10 protein-coding genes, 13 tRNA genes and 2 rRNA genes (1 of these 25 cut by a window edge) are annotated in these 17,626 nt (G+C 59.6%); all 25 read left to right on the plus strand.

All coding sequences use genetic code 11. The features are described from left to right. A 5S ribosomal RNA gene (rrf, locus tag HGI30_RS03265) occupies positions 1–20 on the plus strand; it begins 97 nt to the left of the window's first position. A gap of 66 nt (positions 21–86) precedes the next feature. Continuing rightward, positions 87–163 (plus strand) — tRNA-Ile (locus tag HGI30_RS03270). 29 nt (positions 164–192) lie between these two features. After that, positions 193–268: transfer RNA gene (locus tag HGI30_RS03275), tRNA-Ala, on the plus strand. 104 nt (positions 269–372) lie between these two features. Beyond that, positions 373–3,302 (plus strand): 23S ribosomal RNA (locus HGI30_RS03280). 86 nt (positions 3,303–3,388) lie between these two features. Then, a tRNA-Asn gene (locus tag HGI30_RS03285) sits at positions 3,389–3,464 on the plus strand. A 3-nt stretch (positions 3,465–3,467) separates the two neighbouring features. Beyond that, a tRNA-Thr gene (locus tag HGI30_RS03290) sits at positions 3,468–3,543 on the plus strand. Between the two features lie 7 nt (positions 3,544–3,550). Continuing rightward, a tRNA-Glu gene (locus tag HGI30_RS03295) sits at positions 3,551–3,625 on the plus strand. Between the two features lie 48 nt (positions 3,626–3,673). Further along, a tRNA-Val gene (locus HGI30_RS03300) sits at positions 3,674–3,749 on the plus strand. Positions 3,750–3,758: 9 nt separating this feature from the next. Next, a tRNA-Gln gene (locus tag HGI30_RS03305) sits at positions 3,759–3,833 on the plus strand. 4 nt (positions 3,834–3,837) lie between these two features. Continuing rightward, a tRNA-Lys gene (locus tag HGI30_RS03310) sits at positions 3,838–3,910 on the plus strand. A gap of 10 nt (positions 3,911–3,920) precedes the next feature. Further along, a tRNA-Leu gene (locus tag HGI30_RS03315) sits at positions 3,921–4,001 on the plus strand. A 208-nt stretch (positions 4,002–4,209) separates the two neighbouring features. Then, positions 4,210–5,070, plus strand: a complete 861-nt coding sequence (locus HGI30_RS03320; protein WP_168906358.1) for an ABC transporter ATP-binding protein — start codon at positions 4,210–4,212, stop codon at positions 5,068–5,070. 38 nt (positions 5,071–5,108) lie between these two features. Beyond that, positions 5,109–5,915 carry a (2Fe-2S)-binding protein gene (locus HGI30_RS03325; protein ID WP_168906359.1) on the plus strand — a complete coding sequence of 269 codons (807 nt, stop codon included), beginning with the start codon at positions 5,109–5,111 and terminating at the stop codon, positions 5,913–5,915. Positions 5,916–5,998: 83 nt separating this feature from the next. Continuing rightward, positions 5,999–6,073: transfer RNA gene (locus tag HGI30_RS03330), tRNA-Gly, on the plus strand. Positions 6,074–6,076: 3 nt separating this feature from the next. After that, a tRNA-Arg gene (locus HGI30_RS03335) sits at positions 6,077–6,153 on the plus strand. A gap of 9 nt (positions 6,154–6,162) precedes the next feature. Then, positions 6,163–6,239, plus strand: a tRNA-Pro gene (locus HGI30_RS03340). Between the two features lie 29 nt (positions 6,240–6,268). Then, positions 6,269–6,342: transfer RNA gene (locus HGI30_RS03345), tRNA-Gly, on the plus strand. Positions 6,343–6,604: 262 nt separating this feature from the next. After that, on the plus strand, positions 6,605–9,409 hold the full coding sequence (gene ppc, locus HGI30_RS03350; protein WP_168906360.1) for a phosphoenolpyruvate carboxylase: 2,805 nt from the start codon (positions 6,605–6,607) through the stop codon (positions 9,407–9,409). Positions 9,410–9,555: 146 nt separating this feature from the next. After that, entirely contained in the window at positions 9,556–10,122 is a 567-nt protein-coding gene (gene sigW / locus HGI30_RS03355) for an RNA polymerase sigma factor SigW (RefSeq protein WP_028600025.1), read from the plus strand. A gap of 141 nt (positions 10,123–10,263) precedes the next feature. Beyond that, entirely contained in the window at positions 10,264–10,890 is a 627-nt protein-coding gene (locus HGI30_RS03360) for a zf-HC2 domain-containing protein (RefSeq protein WP_168906361.1), read from the plus strand. A gap of 159 nt (positions 10,891–11,049) precedes the next feature. Then, positions 11,050–11,892: a diadenylate cyclase CdaA gene (gene cdaA / locus HGI30_RS03365; RefSeq protein WP_168906362.1), complete on the plus strand. Its 843-nt coding sequence runs from the start codon at positions 11,050–11,052 to the stop codon at positions 11,890–11,892. Beyond that, complete coding sequence (locus tag HGI30_RS03370; RefSeq protein WP_168906363.1) at positions 11,885–13,297, plus strand: CdaR family protein; 1,413 nt, start codon at positions 11,885–11,887, stop codon at positions 13,295–13,297. Before cdaA ends, HGI30_RS03370 begins: the two co-directional genes overlap by 8 nt. A 190-nt stretch (positions 13,298–13,487) precedes the next feature. Continuing rightward, the gene (glmM, locus tag HGI30_RS03375; RefSeq protein ID WP_168906364.1) at positions 13,488–14,828 is read left to right on the plus strand and encodes a phosphoglucosamine mutase; all 1,341 of its coding nucleotides are present in this window, start codon (positions 13,488–13,490) and stop codon (positions 14,826–14,828) included. 271 nt (positions 14,829–15,099) lie between these two features. Next, positions 15,100–15,330, plus strand: coding sequence for a hypothetical protein (locus HGI30_RS03380; protein WP_168906365.1), 231 nt, complete (start codon positions 15,100–15,102; stop codon positions 15,328–15,330). A gap of 132 nt (positions 15,331–15,462) precedes the next feature. Next, positions 15,463–17,298: a glutamine--fructose-6-phosphate transaminase (isomerizing) gene (gene glmS / locus HGI30_RS03385; protein ID WP_168906366.1), complete on the plus strand. Its 1,836-nt coding sequence runs from the start codon at positions 15,463–15,465 to the stop codon at positions 17,296–17,298. The last annotated feature ends 328 nt before the right edge of the window (positions 17,299–17,626 follow it).

Genomic DNA, 17,626 nt, shown 5'->3' on the forward strand with positions numbered 1-17,626 from the left:
AGAGTAGGACGTCGCCAAGCGGTGCATTTTTGCGCCAAGTTCTTCGGTTCCGCATTGGAATGAAGAATTTATAGGAGAATGAATATGGGCCTTTAGCTCAGCTGGTTAGAGCGCACCCCTGATAAGGGTGAGGTCGGTGGTTCGAGTCCACTAAGGCCCACCATTTGTCTCTTCGGAGACGGAACCTTATACGGGGCCATAGCTCAGCTGGGAGAGCGCCTGCCTTGCAAGCAGGAGGTCAGGAGTTCGATCCTCCTTGGCTCCACCAACAACTTTTTTGTCTTGTTCCTTGAAAACTGGATACGAACGAAATGATATGCTGAAACATCCGATAGCTGTATCTTGGCTGACGCTGATCTTCGGATCGGTGATGGTTAAGCTACTAAGAGCGCACGGAGGATGCCTAGGCGCCAGAAGCCGATGAAGGACGTGGCGAACCACGATAGGCCTCGGGGAGCTGTAAGCAAGCGTTGATCCGGGGATTTCCGAATGGGGAAACCCAGCTGGGGTAATGCCCAGTTACTGTAGCGTGAATTCATAGCGCTATGTGAGGCATACCAGGGGAACTGAAACATCTAAGTACCCTGAGGAAGAGAAAACAACAGTGATTCCGTCAGTAGCGGCGAGCGAACGCGGATTAGCCCAAACCAGGGGGCTTGCTCCCTGGGGTTGTGGGACGTCTCACACGGAGTTACAAAGGAACAGGTTAGGCGAAGAGGTCTGGAAAGGCCCGCCACAGCAGGTAAAAGCCCTGTAGCTCAAAACCTGCTCCCTCCGAGACGGATCCCGAGTACCGCGAGACACGTGAAACCTCGTGGGAATCCGGCAGGACCATCTGCCAAGGCTAAATACTCTCTGGCGACCGATAGTGAAGCAGTACCGTGAGGGAAAGGTGAAAAGCACCGCGGGAGCGGAGTGAAATAGAACCTGAAACCGTGCGCTTACAACAAGTCAGAGCCCGTTTTAGGGGTGATGGCGTGCCTTTTGTAGAATGAACCGGCGAGTTACGTTCACGTGCAAGGTTAAGTCGGGAAGACGGAGCCGCAGCGAAAGCGAGTCTGAATAGGGCGCTTCAGTACGTGGGTGTAGACCCGAAACCGGGTGATCTACCCCTGTCCAGGGTGAAGGTGCGGTAACACGCACTGGAGGCCCGAACCCACGAATGTTGAAAAATTCGGGGATGAGGTGGGGGTAGCGGAGAAATTCCAATCGAACTCGGAAATAGCTGGTTCTCCCCGAAATAGCTTTAGGGCTAGCCTCGGTGTCGAGCATGCTGGAGGTAGAGCACTGATTGGGTGCGGGGCCCGCCAAGGGTTACCAAGTCCAGTCAAACTCCGAATGCCAGTCATGTATAACCGGGAGTCAGACGGTGAGTGCTAAGATCCATCGTCAAGAGGGAAACAGCCCAGATCATCAGCTAAGGTCCCCCAGTGTGTGTTAAGTGGGAAAGGATGTGGAGTTGCCCAGACAACCAGGATGTTGGCTTAGAAGCAGCCACCATTTAAAGAGTGCGTAATAGCTCACTGGTCGAGTGACTCTGCGCCGAAAATGTAACGGGGCTAAACACACCACCGAAGCTATGGCATGTACCAATGGGTACTTGGGTAGGGGAGCGTTGTGTATAGGTTGAAGTCAGACCGCAAGGACTGGTGGACAGTACACAAGTGAGAATGCCGGTATGAGTAACGAAAAGATCAGTGAGAATCTGATCCGCCGTAAGCCTAAGGGTTCCTGAGGAAGGTTCGTCCGCTCAGGGTAAGTCGGGACCTAAGGCGAGGCCGAAAGGCGTAGTCGAAGGACAACAGGTTGATATTCCTGTACCACCGTAAGCCGTTACGAGCAATGGGGTGACGCAGAAGGGTAGTGACGCGGACCGATGGATGTGTCCGTCCAAGCAGTGAGGCTGGTTTGTTGGCAAATCCGCAAACCGTAAGGCTGGGCTGTGATGGGGAGGGAAAAGTACAGTACCGAAGGTCATGATCTCCGGCTGCCAAGAAAAGCCTCTAGCCAGGCGAAGGTGCCCGTACCGCAAACCGACACAGGTAGGCGAGCAGAGCATGCTAAGGCGCGCGGAGTAACTCTCGTTAAGGAACTCGGCAACATGACCCCGTAACTTCGGGAGAAGGGGTGCCTCGGTAGGGTGAATAGCCCGAGGGGGCCGCAGTGAAAAGGCCCAAGCGACTGTTTAGCAAAAACACAGGTCTGTGCGAAGCCGTAAGGCGAAGTATACGGGCTGACGCCTGCCCGGTGCTGGAAGGTTAAGGGGAGCGGTTAGGGGCAACCCGAAGCTGTGAACCGAAGCCCCAGTAAACGGCGGCCGTAACTATAACGGTCCTAAGGTAGCGAAATTCCTTGTCAGGTAAATTCTGACCCGCACGAATGGCGTAACGACTTGGGCGCTGTCTCAACGAGAGATCCGGTGAAATTTTACTACCTGTGAAGATGCAGGTTACCCGCGACAAGACGGAAAGACCCCATGGAGCTTTACTGCAGCTTGATATTGGACTTTGGTACGATCTGTACAGGATAGGTGGGAGCCTAGGAATCCGGAGCGCCAGCTTCGGAGGAGGCGCCGTTGGGATACCACCCTGATCGTATCGGAGTTCTAACCTGGCACCGTGAAACCGGTGCAGGGACCGTGTCAGGCGGGCAGTTTGACTGGGGCGGTCGCCTCCTAAAATGTAACGGAGGCGCCCAAAGGTTCCCTCAGAATGGTTGGAAATCATTCGCAGCGTGCAAAGGCATAAGGGAGCTTGACTGCGAGACCTACAAGTCGAGCAGGGACGAAAGTCGGGCTTAGTGATCCGGTGGTACCGAATGGAAGGGCCATCGCTCAACGGATAAAAGCTACCCTGGGGATAACAGGCTTATCTCCCCCAAGAGTCCACATCGACGGGGAGGTTTGGCACCTCGATGTCGGCTCATCGCATCCTGGGGCTGAAGTAGGTCCCAAGGGTTGGGCTGTTCGCCCATTAAAGCGGTACGCGAGCTGGGTTCAGAACGTCGTGAGACAGTTCGGTCCCTATCTGTCGTGGGCGCAGGAAATTTGAGAGGAGCTGTCCTTAGTACGAGAGGACCGGGATGGACGTACCGCTGGTGTACCAGTTGTTCCGCCAGGAGCACCGCTGGGTAGCTACGTACGGACGGGATAAGCGCTGAAAGCATCTAAGCGCGAAGCCCCCCTCAAGATGAGATTTCCCAGTATGTAAGACCCCTGGTAGACGACCAGGTTGATAGGCTCGAGGTGGAAGCGCGGCAACGTGTGCAGCTGACGAGTACTAATCGGTCGAGGGCTTATCCTATTCAGCAAGACACAGCCGGTCAGCACGGCATTTCGTTCGATCCAGTTTTCAGGGCGCAAGTCCTGAAGCAACCCATCGCTTTATATTCCCTGATAGCTCAGTTGGTAGAGCACTCGACTGTTAATCGAGTTGTCACAGGTTCGAGTCCTGTTCGGGGAGCCATTTGCTCTCATAGCTCAGTAGGTAGAGTGCATCCATGGTAAGGATGAGGTCACCGGTTCGATCCCGGTTGAGAGCTCCATTTGCGTGGCCCGTTGGTCAAGGGGTTAAGACACCTCCCTTTCACGGAGGTAACAGGGGTTCGAATCCCCTACGGGTCACCATTTTTTTTATTTCTACATAAGAATGGACGCTCCAGGCCATTCTACTGGGGAAGCTTAGCTCAGCTGGGAGAGCATCTGCCTTACAAGCAGAGGGTCGGGGGTTCGATCCCCTCAGCTTCCACCATCATCTTATTGGGGATTAGCCAAGCGGTAAGGCAACGGACTTTGACTCCGTCATTCTCAGGTTCGATCCCTGAATCCCCAGCCATTAAGAGCCATTAGCTCAGTTGGTAGAGCACCTGACTTTTAATCAGGGTGTCGAAGGTTCGAGTCCTTCATGGCTCATTTTTTACTCGCGCGTATGGCGGAATTGGCAGACGCACCAGATTTAGGTTCTGGCGCCTCCGGCGTGGGGGTTCAAGTCCCTCTACGCGCATATTCGTTAAGGAATAGCCATCGGATCATGATGATCCGATGGCTATTTTTTATTATCCCGCCCCTAGAGCCTTCCGACCAAGGGAATGAGCGCGGTTGAGAAGGTTTCTTTTGACAAGAACAGTGAGAACAATTATCATGGTGACTATAATGATAATCGTTATCAGGAATTCGGAGCGCGGCTCCGGCAGCAGAGAGGAGCATGCAGCATGGTTCGATTGGAGACCAGCCAGCTGGACATAGCCTATGAGAAGAGGCAGATCGTGCGGGATCTCAATCTCCGCATTCCGCAAGGCAAGATTACGGCGCTCGTAGGCTCGAACGGCTCCGGCAAATCGACCATCCTCAAGACAATGGCGCGCCTGATGTCGCCGCAGAACGGCCAGGTGCTGCTGGACGGCAAATCGATCCACAAGCAATCGACGCGGGAGGTCGCCAAGGAGCTGGCGATCCTGCCGCAGAACCCGACTGCGCCGGATGGCCTGACCGTTCAGGAGCTTGTCTCCTACGGCCGTTTCCCGTATCAAAAAGGGTTCAGCTCGATGCGCAAGGAAGACCGCGAAATCGTCGCCTGGGCACTGAATGCGACAGGAATGACGGAATTCGCCGATCGTCCGGTCGACCAGCTGTCCGGCGGGCAGCGGCAGCGCGGCTGGATCGCGATGGCGCTCGCGCAGGAGACGGACATCCTGTTTCTCGACGAGCCGACCACGTTCCTCGACATGGCGCATCAGCTCGACGTGCTGCAGCTGCTTCAGCAGCTGAACGGCAAGGAGAACCGTACGATCGTCATGGTCGTGCATGACCTCAACCATGCCTCCCGATTCGCTCATCATATGATCGCGATCCAATCCGGGACGGTGCTGGCCGAAGGCTCTCCCGAAGAGGTCGTGACGCCGAAGGTGATGCGGGATGTATTCGGCATCGAGGCCGATATCGTGAGCGATCCGCGCACGGGGGTGCCGCTGTGCCTTCCCTACGCGCTTGCGCTGGGAGAACGGAAGGTAGAGCGTCCGGCGGCCGAACGCCAGGACGAGAGGCAGCGCGTGCTGCAGCCGGCCGGGGTTTGACCCCGCCGGTATTTTTCATTTAGAGGGGGCTGCGGCCGATGGATCGCCAAGGGACGAAAGAAACGCTATACGGCAAGCTGGGCTTGCTGGAGACGGCTCCGGAAGGGGTGCGGGTATCCGCGACGCTGGAGCGGCTCTCGAACGATCCGGAGACGGCCGATGCGTTCCTCCGCAGCTATGCCGAGCTGATTCCGTCGCGCTGCATCGAACCCGCAGCGACCTATTTTCCTTCCTGGCTGCGCTCGCTTGCCGGCGCGTTCCATTATCTCCTTGCCAGCGGCTCAGGAAGCTTTCCGCTGGACCCTTCCCGGTGGGAGATGGTGCTCTACCAAGCAGAGGGGGCCTCGTATGCGTCCATCGGGTTCCGGACCGATTCTCTGGAGCTGCAGGAGGCGCCGCGGCTCCTTGCCGCCGATCAGCGTTGCGAGCGGATCGAACGCTTCTACGGCCTGCTTGTCGCGCCTGTATTCCGTCAGCTCGCCGGTCGCGCAGGTGTCAGGACCCATGAGCTGTGGAGGCTGGCCGCGAGCGGGCTGCACCACACCAAGTCGTTCCTGCTGCAGGCTGCGGTGGAACAGCCGGAGCTGCTGCAGGCGCTGGAGCAAGACTTCGCGTATGCCGTCGAGGGGATGCCGGGCGAGGCGGTCGGAGAGCGTCGCAATCCGCTCGCGATCCGGCTGATCTATGTCGACAGTCCGTATGAGCCTGGCACGAAGCTGCCGCTGCGGGGAGGATGCTGCCTGGCTTTCAAGACCGAATACGCCAAGTACTGCTACAACTGCCCTCGACTCAAGCCGGAGGAGAGGAGTTCGATGTATGAGGAGCTGTGCGCTGCCCGCTCCTAAACTTTTTTGAAAAAGGACTTGCATTCCGTCGATGGGCCTGATATATTATTACTTGTCGCGCTGAACAAATTGTTCTTCGACAAGCGGAAGTGGCTCAGCGGTAGAGCATCGCCTTGCCAAGGCGAGGGTCGCGGGTTCGATTCCCGTCTTCCGCTCCATACGTGCCCGTAGCTCAGCTGGATAGAGCATTTGACTACGAATCAAAAGGTCGGGAGTTCGAATCTCTCCGGGCACGCCATTTATACAACGGGATGTAGCTCAGCTTGGTAGAGCACCTGGTTTGGGACCAGGGGGTCGCATGTTCAAATCGTGTCATCCCGACCATTGCTTCAACTTGCCTGTCGATTTTGTTTGCGGGTGTAGTTCAATGGTAGAACTTCAGCCTTCCAAGCTGATAGCGTGGGTTCGATTCCCATCACCCGCTCCAATAGAGAATTCTCAAACCTTGCCTATCGGCAAGGTTTTTTTGCATCGTTAACGCTTTAACACAGTGCTTGGGCAAAAAAACCTGCCTTCCACCGTCTTCTATCCCTATAGCTTTTGTAGTATGATGGAAAAAGCGATTTGAAGTCACCTGCAACCGGGAAAGACGCGCCAGGAGCGGCGTTCGGGGATTCAGCGCCAGGCTGGCTAGCTTTATGATTTGGTTCATTCCGCTGCCGTAGGAGCGAACCTGGAGGAGGAACATCATGTCGGAACAGGCTGCAACGGCCCAAGCGACGGCTCGCCCGCAATCGAACAACTTGCTGCGCCGAGACGTAAGATTCATGGGCAATCTACTGGGCGAAGTGCTCGTCCACCAAGGCGGCGACGAGCTGCTGGAAGTGGTCGAGAGGATCCGCGAGATGAGCAAGGCGCTGCGCGCCGAGTTTGTCCACGAGCTGTACGAGGAGTTCAAGAAGACGATTACGACGCTTGATCCGGAGATTCGACATCAGGTCATCCGCGCGTTCGCGGTCTACTTCCAGCTGGTCAATATCGCCGAGCAGAACCATCGCATCCGCCGCAAGCGCGATTACGAGCGTTCCGCGGGCGAGAGCGTGCAGCCGGGCTCGATCGAGGCGGCCGTCCAGGTGCTGCATGAGCGCGGCATTCCGGTCGACGGCGTCAAGTCGATGCTGGACGGCATTTCCTTGGAGCTCGTCATGACTGCCCACCCGACGGAAGCGACCCGCCGTGTCGTGCAGGACATCCACAAGCGCATCGCGCTCGGGCTGATGGAGCTCGACAATCCGACGCTTACGCATCGCGAGCGGGAGAAGCTGCGCGCCGGACTGCTCAACGACGTGCAGATCCTTTGGCAGACCGACGAGCTGCGCGACCGCAAGCCGACTGTCATCGACGAGGTTCGCAACGGCCTGTACTACTTCGACGAGACGCTGTTCGAAGTGCTTCCCAATGTCTATGAGGAGCTGGAGCGCTGCCTGCACAAGTATTACCCGCAGGAGCAGTGGCATGTTCCGACTTATCTCAAGTTCGGCTCGTGGATCGGCGGAGACCGCGACGGCAATCCGTCGGTCAAGGCCAAGGTCACCTGGGAGACGCTGACGCTGCACAAGCAGCTTGCGCTGAGCAAGTACCAGTCGATCCTGAAGGAATGGATGGACATCCTGAGCTTCAGCACCACCATCGTCGACGTGCCGGCCGAGCTGCTCGGCTCGATCGAGGACGACGAGCAGGAGGTCGAGCTGCGAGGTATCGACAAGTGGCGCAACAGCAAGGAACCTTACAAGGTGAAGCTCTGCTACATGCTGGAGAAGCTGGTGAACACCGGCGACGATTCCCTCAAGGGCACCTCGAAGCGCTACAACAGCCCCGAGGAGTTCAAGCAGGACCTGCTGCTCATCGACCGCTCGCTGCGCTCGCACTACGCCGACTACACAGCCGACTCGCATGTGCGCAAGCTGATTCGCCAAGTCGAGCTGTTCGGCTTCCATATGGCGGCACTCGACGTCCGCCAGCACTCCAAGGAGCATGAGTCGGCGATGGCTGAGATTTTGGCCAAGATGAACATTGCGGCCGATTACGCTTCCCTCTCCGAGGAGGAGAAGATCGAGCTGCTGGACCGGCTGCTGAACGATCCGCGTCCGCTGACCTCGTCCCACCTGGATTACACCGAGTCCACTCGGGAATGCCTGGACGTCTACCAGACGATCTACCGGGCGCAGCAGGAATTCGGCGAGTCTTGCATTTCCAGCTATCTGATCAGCATGACGCAGGGTGCCAGCGACATGCTCGAGGTCATGGTATTCGCCAAAGAAGTCGGCCTGTTCCGCCAAGAGGCGGACGGCACGGTCCGCTGCACGCTGCAGTCGGTGCCGCTGTTTGAGACGATCGACGACCTGCATGCCGCTCCGGGCATCATGCAGAGGCTGTTCGAGCTCCCGCTCTACCGCAAAGGGGTCGAGGCTCGCGGCAACCTGCACGAGATCATGCTCGGCTACTCCGACAGCAACAAGGACGGCGGCGTCGTCACGGCCAACTGGGAGCTGCGCTGCGCGCTCATCGACATTACGGAGGCCGGCTCCCGGCACGGCGTGAAGCTCAAGTTCTTCCACGGTCGCGGCGGCGCGCTCGGCCGGGGCGGCATGCCGCTCGGCCGCAGCATCCTCGCCCAGCCGCCGCACACGGTCGGCGGCGGCATCAAGATCACGGAGCAGGGAGAGGTGCTCTCCTCCCGCTATTCGATGCAGGGCATCGCCTATCGCAGCCTCGAGCAGGCGACCTGGGCGCTGCTGACGGCAGCGCGCCTGGCGAGCCATCCGGAGCAGATGCCGGAGAGCCTGCCGGAGTGGGTCGAGATCGCCAAAGGCATTTCCGAAACGGCTCAGGAGAAGTACCAGGATCTGATCTTCCGCGATCCGGACTTCATGGAGTTCTTCAAGGAGTCGACGCCTCTTTCCGAGGTCGGAGAGCTCAACATCGGCTCCCGTCCGTCGAAGCGCAAGAACAGCGACCGCTTCGAGGACCTGCGCGCGATCCCATGGGTATTCGCCTGGACGCAGAGCCGCTACCTGCTGCCTGCTTGGTACGCTTCGGGCACGGCGTTCCGCCAGTACGTCCAGGGCGACGAGAGCCGCCTGCAGACGCTGCGCGACATGTACAAGGGCTTCCCGTTCTTCCGTCAGCTCGTCGACAACCTGCAGATGGCGATGGCCAAAGCCGATCTGCTCATCGCCCGCCAGTACGCCGGCATGATCAAGAACGCCGGCGTGCGCGACCGCATCTTCCAGCTGGTCGAGCAGGAGTACTCGCTGACGCTGCGGATGATCCTCGACATCACCGGCCAGAAGGAAATTCTCGACAACGTGCCGGTCATTCAGGAATCGATCCGCCTCCGCAATCCGTACGTCGATCCGCTCAGCTACCTGCAAGTGGAGCTGCTTGCCGAGCTTCGCCAGAAGCGCGAGGACGAAGAGGACGACACGGAGCTGCTGCGCGAAGTGCTGCTCACGATCAACGGCATCGCCGCCGGCCTTCGCAATACCGGCTGAGCCGCAGGAAGAACTCTTCGTTGCCATCCCACGCCGTGCGCACCGGCTGCGCACGGCTTTTTCCTGTCATGGAACGTTCTTGCTTTTTCCATGCGCGTGAATTACCATGGGCTAGACAGTCCGGTTAGTCTGGAGGAATGTAGGCCGTGAAATCCATCGAAGCCAACTTGGTCCGCCTCTCTCTCAAGGGAGATCAGAGAGCGTTCGCGGAGCTCGTCGGCATGTATCAGGACAAGCTTTACCATCTTGCATACCGGATGCTGTACAACCGCCAGGAGGCGGAGGACACCGTGCAGGAGACGTTTTTGCGCGTCTTCCGCAACATGGAGCGCTACGACGAGTCCATGAAGTTCTCGACCTGGATCTACCGCATCACAACCAATCTAGCCATCGACCGTCTTCGCCGCCGCAAGCCCGGCTTCTCGCTGGATGCCGAGCTGCCCGAGCATGACGGCTTGGACGGCTATTCGATGTTTGCGAGCGAGGATGCCTCGCCGGAGGACGAGGTGCTGCTCTCCGAGACGCAGCGGATCATTCGCTCGGCGATCGACACGCTGCCGCCCAAGTATAAAAGCGTGATGGTTCTCCGCTACTTGGAGGATCTTTCGCTGCAGGAGATCGGCGACGTGCTCGACATGCCGGTGACGACGATCAAGACTCGGGTCCATCGCGGACGGGAGTTCCTGCGCAAGAAGCTCGAGCATAAATTATAGGCTCATCCCGGCCATAAAAATTGAAACACCTTCCGTCATGATACGTACCTTATAGGTAGACTTGGCACCGGTGCGTCCGCGCGCCGGCAAAAGACGACGGGCAGGGCCTGCCTCTGTACCCTGAAGAAAGGACTGGCTGCCATGAATTGCAATGTCGCTATCGTTTGGATGCACGACTATATCGACGGCGAGCTGCCTCGCGAGGACTCCCTTACCCTCAAGCAGCATCTGCTCTCCTGTCCGGGATGCCGAGCGCGGTTCGAACAGCTGGAGAAGACCGAAGCGCTCCTCTCCTCGGTGATGGCTGAGCCAAAGGGACAGGCGATGACGCCGGCCGCTTCCGCAGCGCTCACCGACAAGATTCTAAAACAAATTCCTCCACCCGCTCGTCATAGAGATTGGACGGGATGGATTCGCAGACATCCTGCCGTCACGGCAGCGGCCGTATTCGTGGTCGTCATGCTCGCTAGCCTGAGCCCGACGGTGAACAACGGCTCGGAGCTGATCGTGCGCGGCGACGACCTCAAGCAGGTCGTCATCGACGGCCATACGGTCATCGTGCCGGAGGGCGTCAAGATCCTCGGCAACCTGACCGTAGAGAATGGAACCGCCGATGTGCGCGGGGACGTAGAAGGCAGCGTCACCGTCATCGACGGATCGCTCCTCACGGCGTCCACGGCGCATATCGCCGGCCAATCCCGCATGATCGACCAGCTGCTGGACCGCTTCTGGTACAAAGTGACCCAATCGTTCGGCAACACGCCGTGATCGGGTGACGCCCCCTGCGCGCAGGGGGCTTTTTTTTGGCCGAAAAAGGATTTATGTTATGATACCTAGAAAAGAATAAAGTTGCGACAGAACGAAGCAATCCAGGCCTTCGGCCATACATAGAGAAGGGGCCGCGGGCAGCGGGCGGGGGTAGCGGATATGAGCTTTTTCACGGAAATGACGTGGCAGAACTGGATCCGGAATATCATCGATATCGGGATCGTCAGCTATATCATCTATAAATTGATTCTGCTCGTGCGCGGAACGCGCGCCGTGCAGCTGATCAAAGGCATCCTGCTGCTGGTCTGCACCTGGGCCATCAGCACGTGGTTTGACCTGTATACGCTCAAGTGGCTCATGAACCAGATGTTCACCTTCGGCGTCGTGACGATCATCATCATCTTTCAGCCGGAGCTGCGGCGCGCGCTGGAGCAGCTGGGCCGGGGCAAGCTGTTCGCCCGCACGTCATCGCTCGACCGCGATCAGGTGAACGAGCGCATCATGGAGCTTATCAAGGCCGTGCAACACATGTCCAAACGGCGCATCGGAGCGCTGATCGTCTTCGAGCGGCATACCGGCCTGAACGAGCTGATCGAGTCGGGCATCAAAATGGAGTCGCGGATCAGCTCGGAGCTGCTCATCAATATGTTCACGCCCAACACGCCTCTCCACGATGGGGCGGTCATCATACGCGGCTCCCAGATCATGGCGGCGGCCTGTTATCTCCCCTTGTCGGAGAATCCGTTCATCAGCAAGGAGCTTGGCACGAGGCATCGCGCTGCGATCGGCGTGAGCGAGGTGACTGACGCGGTGTCGGTCGTCGTCTCGGAGGAGACCGGACAGGTGACGCTTGCCGTCGGCGGCATGATCGTGCGCGACATCAAGGAAGAATCGCTCATCTCCAAGCTGTTCGAGGAGCTTACCCAGCAGAACGGACAGGCGTCCAAGACGAAGTCCAAGTTCCCGTTCCGCAAAAAGAAAGAAGGGGAAGCCAATGGATAAATGGCTGAGCCATCCGACTGCCCTCAAGATCCTGTCCATCGTCATCGGCATCCTGCTGTGGGCAGTCGTGCACTTCGACCCGTCGTCGACGCCCAATACGGTCACGTCGACGACGGAGACCAAGAGCGTCGACATGCTGCGCATCCAGACCGAAGGACTGGACGAGAGCGCCTATGCGCTCAAAATGCTGGAGCCGAGCGTCGGCAAGCTGATGGTGCGCGGCAGCCGCTCGGCGCTGGCGTTCGCCGAGGACGACGATTATTCGATCAGCGTCAATCTGGCCGGCAAAGGGCCAGGCAGCTATACGATTCCGCTCACGGTGGGCAAGCTGCCCCGGGGTATCGAGCTGCTCAACGTGTCGCCGTCTACGGTCGAGGTCATCATCGACCGGCTGGACAGCGGCTCGTTCGAGGCGGGCGTCGTCACCCAGGGCACGCCAGCCGAAGGCTATGAGCTCGGAGCGCCGGTCATCCGGCCGGGCGGCGCGGTGCAAGTGACGCTGCCGGCGCAAGACCTTGCCCGTGTCGGCTCGGTCAAGGTTTTCGTCAACGTCGATGGCGAGACCGAGACGGTGCGAGACAAAAAAGCCCACATGATCGTCTTTGACAAGTCGGGCAACGAAATCCAGGGTGCCGTCATCGAGCCGGCGACGCTTGATGTCGAGGTTCCGGTGACGATGCCGGGCAAAGCGGTTCCGCTCCAAGTAGGTACGAAAGGCAGCCTGCCGTCCGGGTTGTCGCTGGAGGCCATCGATACCGACGTAAGCGAGGTGACGGTGTACGGCGAGCGCTCCATGCTGGATGGCGTCAACCTGCTCGCCGCCGATGTCGATCTGTCCCAAATCCGGGCCACCGGCGACGTGGAGCTGGAGCTGCTTCCTCCCGAAGGCATGAAGGCGGTCGAGCCGAGCAAGGTCAAGGTGCGCGTGACGCTGGCCTCCTCCGACGTGAAGACGCTGCAAGTGCCGGTGCGGCTGGAGAACGCCGGCGACGGCCTCGACGCGGCGCTGGAGGCTCCGGCAGGAAGCGCGGTCAGCATCAGCGTGCGCGGCACGCCGGACGAGCTGTCCGGCCTTACGGCCGGCGACATCCGCGCCGTCGCCGATCTGCAGGATCTCAAGGAAGGCACGCATGAGGTGCGGCTGCAGCTGACGCTGCCGAACTATGTGTCGGCGGTCGGCGAGGCTCCGACCGTCACCGTGCGCCTGGCGGCCAGCGAGCCCGCGATGGGCAGGCCGGAAGGCGGCAGCGCGACCCCGTCGCCGACGCCTTCTCCGGACCGCGGGCCGAGCGAAACCGATTCGAGCGGAGGCTCCGGTCCGGCTCCGGGCTCCGGCGGCAGCGACAACGACGCTGCTGCCGGGGACGGCGGCGCTGCCGCCGACAGCGGAGAGGAACGGCGATAAAAGCGGCCGTGTCTCCCTCCGTTCTTTTTTTGTGGAACCCATCGTCTCCGCCCGTGCGTATGATACCGGATAGGCGCGTGACCACGGCTGGATGAACCCGCCATAGCGTTAACGGCATGAACTCTTTATCATCAATACCATTCATCTGATTCATTATCCACCTCAAACCGAAAAGGGGCAGCATGAATTCATGGGAAAATACTTTGGAACCGACGGAGTCCGCGGGGTCGCGAACCTCGAGCTTACGCCGGAGCTTGCATACAAGATCGGCCGCTGCGGCGGCTACGTGCTGACGGCAGGGGCGCACAAGCCGACGGTCGTCATCGGACTGGACACCCGAATCTCCGGACCGATGCTGGAGTCGGCGTTGATCGCCGGCCTGCTGTCGATCGGTGCGAGCGTCGTCCGTCTCGGCGTCGTCTCGACGCCGGCCGTCGCTTACCTGACCCGCCAGCTGAAGGCGGACGCAGGCGTGATGATATCCGCGTCGCATAATCCGGTCGCCGACAACGGCATCAAGTTTTTCGGCGGCGACGGCTTCAAGCTGTCCGACGAGACGGAGCTTGAGATCGAGCGCCTCATGGATGCGGAGAGCGACGAGCTGCCGCGCCCGGTCGGCGGCGACATCGGCACGGTCGAGCAGCATGAGAGCGGCAAGCGCGAATACCTCGACTTCCTCCGGACGACGGTCCGCACCCGCTTCGACGGGCTCAAGATCGTGCTCGACTGCGCGAACGGATCGGCGTATGAGCTGGCTCCGCAAGTGTTCCGCGAGCTTGGAGCAGAGATCATCACCGTCGGCGCGGAGCCGAACGGCCGCAACATCAATGACGGCGTCGGCTCGACGCATCCGGAGCATCTGCGCGACGAAGTGCTCCGCCATGGCGCCGATCTGGGCCTCAGCTTCGACGGAGACGCCGACCGCCTGATCGCGATCGACGAGCGCGGCGAAGAGGTCGACGGCGACTTCATCCTCTGCATCTGCGGCGACGCCATGAAGCGCGCCGGCACGCTCAAGGGCGATACGGTCGTCACGACTGTCATGAGCAACATCGGCTTTTTCAAGGCAGCGCAAAGCCTCGGCCTGCAGACGGCCCGCACCGCGGTCGGCGACCGCTATGTGATGGAAGAGATGCGAAAGGGCGGCTACAACCTCGGCGGCGAGCAGTCCGGACATGTCATCTTCCTCGACCACAACACGACGGGGGACGGCATCCTGACGGCGTTGCAGCTGACGGATACGCTCGTCCAGTCCGGACGCAAGCTCAGCGAGCTCAAGAGCCTCATGCGCAAGTATCCGCAAGTGCTCATCAACGTGCGCGTCGCCGACAAGTCGCTCTACAACGACAACGAAGCGATCGTGGCGGCGGTGCGCAAGGTGGAGCAGGAGCTCGGCGACAACGGCCGCGTGCTCGTCCGTCCGTCCGGCACCGAGTCGCTCATCCGCGTCATGGCCGAGGGGCCGGACAAGGATCAGGTCGCGGCTTATGTCGACGAGATCGTGCATGTCGTCAAGGCCGAGCTCGGCTGATCGCCTCTCGGTTCCAAAGGGTCGTTTAACCCGGGTCCGTCCCGGGTTAATGTCCCCTAGCGGCGGGACATGGATGGAATTCCAGCCATGACGGGTTGCCAGCCAAGCCCGCATCGAATATGATAGAGCGTATTGGTTTTTCATTTTTTCATTCCAGCAGGAAAGCGAGGATCGAGGTAGGCCCATCCAGCATCACAAGCGCCAGAGCTTGCAACGATCAAGCTGAACCATCCCCCGGCCTCTTCGCCCGTTGCGAAGAATGCCGGCAGCGATGATCCGTCAAGCTGACGAGGTGAAGGTGTTCGAAATTTCGGCGGGGACCTTCCGGTGGAGCATGACATCGACAGCCATTCCGGCAAAAGGACGCGGGCAACCGGTTCTACAAACGGATGGCGAACATGCCTTTGAGACGGACTTTCATACGGACGCGGACGAGATTCCCTGGAAAGGGATAGTCGCGGTCCGTTGCGATGATACTACTGCTTATAAAAATGACAAATGAGCGGGCAAGCCGCTCGAACGGAACGGATGCCTCGGCCGCTGGCCGGAGGTTCAATTGAATACTGCCATCAGCCTGGATTCACGGCATCCTTACCGGAGCGGCTTGCGGCCGCATACGGAGGTTTCTTTTCATATGTGTGGAATCGTGGGCTATATCGGCAATCGGGACTCCAAGCAAGTGCTCATCGAAGGACTCAAAAAGCTGGAGTACCGGGGGTACGACTCGGCGGGCATCGCGGTGTTCACGGACAACGGTCTGGAAATCCGCAAGTCCAAGGGACGTCTGGCGAATCTGGAGGATAAGCTGAAAAGCGAGCCGATCCAAGGCTCCGTCGGCATCGGCCATACGCGCTGGGCGACCCACGGCAAGCCGTCGGACGTCAACTCCCACCCGCATACGGACAACAGCTCCAAGTTCTCGGTCGTGCACAACGGCATTGTCGAAAACTACCTCGACCTCAAGGAGGAGCTGGGGGCCAAAGGCCATACGTTCGTGTCGGAAACCGACACCGAGGTCATCTCGCATCTGATCGCCGACGAGTATGAAGGCGACATCGTCAGCGCCGTGCAGCGCGCCGTCAAGCGCATGAGAGGCGCGTACGCGCTCGGCGTGCTGACGGAGTATGAGCCGAGCAAGCTCGTCGCGGTGCGCTTCGCCAGCCCGCTCGTCATCGGCATCGGCGAGAACGAGAACTTCATCGGCTCGGACATTCCGGCGATCCTGGAGTACACGCGCAACGTCTACATCCTGAACGATGGCGAAATGGCGGTTCTGACGCGCGCCGGTGTCGAACTGATGACGACGGAGGGCGACATTATTTCCAAGGAAATATTCCATGTCGACTGGGATCTCGTCACGGCGGAGAAGGCCGGCTTCGACCACTTCATGCTCAAGGAGATCCATGAGCAGCCGAAGGCCTACCGCGACACGATGATGGGCCGCATCGGCGCGGACGGCAAGTCCGTCACGCTGAGCAAGGAAATCGGCATGACGACCGAGCAGATCCGCGGCATCAGCCGCGTGCATATCGTCGCTTGCGGCACGGCGTTCCATGCGGGACTCGTGGGCAAGACGGTCATCGAGAGCCTGGCGCGCATCCCGGTCGAGACGGATGTCGCTTCGGAATACCGCTACCGCTCGCCGATCATCACGCCGGATACGCTCGTCATCGTCGTCAGCCAGTCGGGCGAGACGGCCGACACGCTCGCCGCGCTGCGCGAAGCGAAGCGCAATGGCGCGCGCGTGCTGGCGATCACCAACGTCGTCGGCAGCTCCGTCGCCCGCGATGCGGATGATGTCATCACGACATGGGCGGGTCCGGAGATCGCCGTCGCTTCGACGAAGGCCTACTCCTCGCAGCTGATCGCGTTCTATCTGCTCGGACTGTATCTGGCTCAGGAGCGCGGCACGATCGAGCAGGCGCAGGTCGCCGAGATTGTCGAAGCGATGCACCGCCTGCCGGACCAGGTCGAGAGCATCCTGGAGCAGGCGGAGCTGTACAAGGGCGTGGCGGAAGCCGTGTCGAAGCATGACAACCTGTTCTTCATCGGCCGCGGACTCGACTTCGCCGTCGCTCAGGAAGGCTCGCTCAAGCTCAAGGAGATCAGCTACATCCACTCCGAGGCTTATGCGGCGGGCGAGCTCAAGCACGGCACGCTCGCTCTGATCGAGGACGGCATCCCGGTCATCGCGCTGGTGACGCAGGAGGATCTGTACGAGAAGACGCTGAGCAACATCAAGGAAGTGAAGGCGCGCGGCGCGCATGTGCTCGGCATCGCCAACGCCGGGTACGAGGACGAGGTCGCCAAGTCGGTCGACGAGACGTTCTCGATTCCGCGTACGCTGCCGCTGCTCACGCCGGCGCTGTCGGTCGTGCCGCTGCAGCTGCTCAGCTACCACGCTTCGCTGGCCCGCGGCAACGACGTCGACAAGCCGCGCAACCTGGCGAAGAGCGTGACGGTGGAGTAGCAAAATAGACAGTCGTATAAAGCCGATCGATTCCGGAACTCCGGATATCGATCGGCTTTTCTCATGCCGCAAGGAGAGTTGGGCTTTACTTGTTTTGTACCGCTAACTTAGCGAGCAATCATGGTATATATAATCGTGCAGGAATAAATGACAGCAATGCGGCAGGACAGACCTTAGCGGGAGGCGAGATCAAGGGGACAAGTGTTCTGTGGAATAAAGGATTGGACCAGGAAAATGAAATTATGACAGAAAGCAGGGGTTGAGCTAACGGGCAGTTTAGCGTGGCGGCCGACTGAATCCAACATCGTTGCATTTGAGTTCGCCGTCC

The organism is Paenibacillus albicereus (genome assembly GCF_012676905.1).
Lineage (GTDB): Bacteria > Bacillota > Bacilli > Paenibacillales > Paenibacillaceae > Paenibacillus_O > Paenibacillus_O albicereus.